Source organism: Maribacter luteocoastalis (assembly GCF_048890225.1).
Classification (GTDB): Bacteria; Bacteroidota; Bacteroidia; order Flavobacteriales; family Flavobacteriaceae; genus Maribacter; species Maribacter luteocoastalis.
This window is the reverse complement of sequence record NZ_JBMFZG010000018.1, coordinates 1-2,835: the sequence shown is the minus strand read 5'-3', so window position 1 is coordinate 2,835 and position 2,835 is coordinate 1. Positions and strand designations below refer to the sequence as shown.

The following is a 2,835-nucleotide window of genomic DNA, read 5'->3' as shown; positions in this document are numbered from 1 at the left end:
CAACTTTTATACAAATGCCCAGAACGATCCGGAAGGGGATGGTTATTGGGGCCCATTGATTGGTTTTGACCTTGTCCCTGTAGCCGCTGCTCAATTGCCCAACGGTAAGTTGTTGACCTGGGCCTCCCATTACAGGCTTACTTTCGAGGAGATAGGCTATGGCCAAACGGCGACCCAGATATTCGACCCTGCGACTGACCTTGTGGAGACTTGGAGCTATTCCAATACCAACCATGATATGTTCTGTCCCGGTATCAACAACCTTGCTGACGGCCGGATCCTTTCCGCCGGTGGGGTCTCCGATGTGGAGACCAGTATCTATGATTATAACACCGGTGTATGGACAGAGGCGGATAAGATGAACATCCCACGGGGCTATCAGGGCAATGTTACCCTGCCACAAGGGTGGGTCTTCACCGTAGGTGGGTCCTGGAGCGGCAGTAATACGCCTGGGACCAATGGTGGCAAGGGGGCCGAGATCTACGACCCTGCCACAAATAATTGGTTCGTGCTGTCCGGCATCCAAGGGGACGATATTTACAATGCCAATGACCTGGCCTTCGAGCAACAAGGGATTTATAGGGTAGACAACCATGTGTGGCTTTGGACCGCTTCCAATGGCAAGCTTTTCCATGCGGGACCAAGCGAGGACATGCATTGGATAGATGTAGAGGCCAATAATGGCCAAGGTGAGATCGTACCTGCCGGAAAAAGGGGTACGGACACCTATTCCATCAAGGGGAACACCGTTATGTTCGATGTGGACAAGATCTTTAAGGTGGGCGGGGCCACGTCCTACGGTAGGGACCAGGACCCGGGAGGCCCCCCGGCAAAGTCGGCCGCCTATGTGATAGACATATCGGGCGCCTATGGATCCACGGCCAGCGTTTCCCCTGCGGGCAACCTTACGGAGGCCCGGATCTATAACAACAGTGTGGTGTTGCCCAACGGGCAAATACTGGTCACCGGTGGGTTGGACCATGCAGAGGTGTTCGCCGACACCGGGGCGGCGCTATCTGCAGAACTGTACGACCCCTATACCGATACATGGACCACATTATCCTCTATGCAGGTACCAAGAACCTACCATAGCGTATCCATATTGATGCCTGACGGCAGGGTCTTCGTTGGCGGTGGCGGTCTCTGTGACCAACCCTATCCCGATTGTACCAACCACGACAACGCGGAGATATTTAGCCCACCTTACCTTTTTGACGGTACCGGCAACTTGGCCACCAGGCCCGTAATCACAGGTGCACCGGCAACGGCTGACTATAACACGAGCATAAACGTACTTACCGATACCGCTATAGACCAGTTTAGTTTGGTGCGGTTCTCAGCGGTAACGCACAGTACCAACAACGAACAGCGCCGGATACCGGTAAGCTTTACCGGCACGGCGGGCAACTACGCCCTGGACATCGCGGACAGGAACATATTGCCCCCTGGCTATTATATGCTTTTTGCATTGGATGCCAATGGGGTACCCAGTCAAGCGGCCACGATACAGATCGGTAACGCGCTTCCCTACAATTTCGACCCCAACCTGGTCCTGGACATGGGCTTTGAGGACGGTAACGGGACCAATGTGAGCGATGCCTCGTCCTACGGGAACAACGGTACGATTGTTCAAAGGGACGATACGGGCAATCCAGCTACGGTTACCGATGCTACCTGGCAGACCGGCCTAAATGGCGGCGCCCTTGAGATGGACGGATTGGAACACCTTAGCAACGCCCTTGTCGATATTCCCTATGATGCCAATTCCTTGGGTACCATTTCCCAGAGCGTTACCATGAGCGCATGGGTCTTCAGGGACGCTACCAGTGTCATACCACAGAACGGTAAAGTGGCCAATGTGGCCGTGGTGGCGCACGAGTACCCCTCACTGTTCTTTGGCTTCCACAATACATTGTACAAATGGTCCTTCCACACCTCGGACGGGGCAGTGGACTGTTATGCGGGCTATGATGCCCTCGATGGCTGGAACCATATCGCGGCCACCTATGATGGCACCTATGCACGGCTCTTCGTGAACGGGGTCGAGGTCTGTAGCAAGGAGATAACTGGGGATATCCAACTGACGGACTATCCGGGACGTACGGACAGCTTTACCATTGGTGGGTTCTATGATGAGTTCAGGCCACTTCCCGCGGTGCCCTATGGCAATACCAGTGCCATTACCGATGAGCTGGATGGCCGAATAGATGAACTTAAGATATGGAACAGGGTATTGCAGCCCAGTGAGATAAGGGACATTTATACCGTGGGCGTACCGGTAACACCCTGCCCGGCCAACGGCACCATCGTGGCAGAGTACAAGATAGGGTCCGGGGCATGGCAAGATGTGGCCGGGGCCCCCGTTGAGGCCCTTGAGGGCCAAGAGGTGTACCTACGTGCCAAAGGCTACGGCAACCAATATTTCGTGACCACCACGGAAGTGGACGGCCCCACCTTTGACTCCACCACAGATTTAAACGCGGAAGGTGCCTACCAAATAGACACGGGCATCGCCCAGTACCAAGCGGAGAGCAACGACGGCCTAATAGACCAAAGGAGCCAGGGACAGTACGCCCTTTCCACGGCCGGGGGCTGCCCCACCGTGGTGCAGGTGAACGTTACCCCGAGCTGCGGCACGCCCGTACCCGCGCCCTGGCAGAGCCAGGACATTGGTGCCGTGGGCGCCATAGGCGTTTCCTGCGAGTCAGGGGGCGTATTTGAGGTACGTGCCTCGGGTGCCGATATCTGGGGCAGTGCGGACGAGTTCCATTTTGTGTACAGGGAATTGACAGGAAATGGCGAGATTATAGCAAGGGTAACCGCATTGGAGCAGAC

2 protein-coding genes are annotated in these 2,835 nt (G+C 55.6%); one reads left to right on the top strand and one right to left on the bottom strand.

Features of this window, described 5'->3' with window-relative positions:
* The coding region (locus tag ACOCEA_RS17840; RefSeq protein ID WP_420757633.1) for a hypothetical protein at window positions 1-634 on the bottom strand (634 nt) is incomplete at its 3' end.
* Between the two features lie 18 nt (window positions 635-652).
* Between ACOCEA_RS17840 and ACOCEA_RS17835 the strand changes: the two genes are divergently transcribed.
* Window positions 653-2,835: galactose oxidase-like domain-containing protein (locus ACOCEA_RS17835; RefSeq protein WP_420757632.1), on the top strand; the 2,183-nt coding region annotated here is incomplete at its 3' end.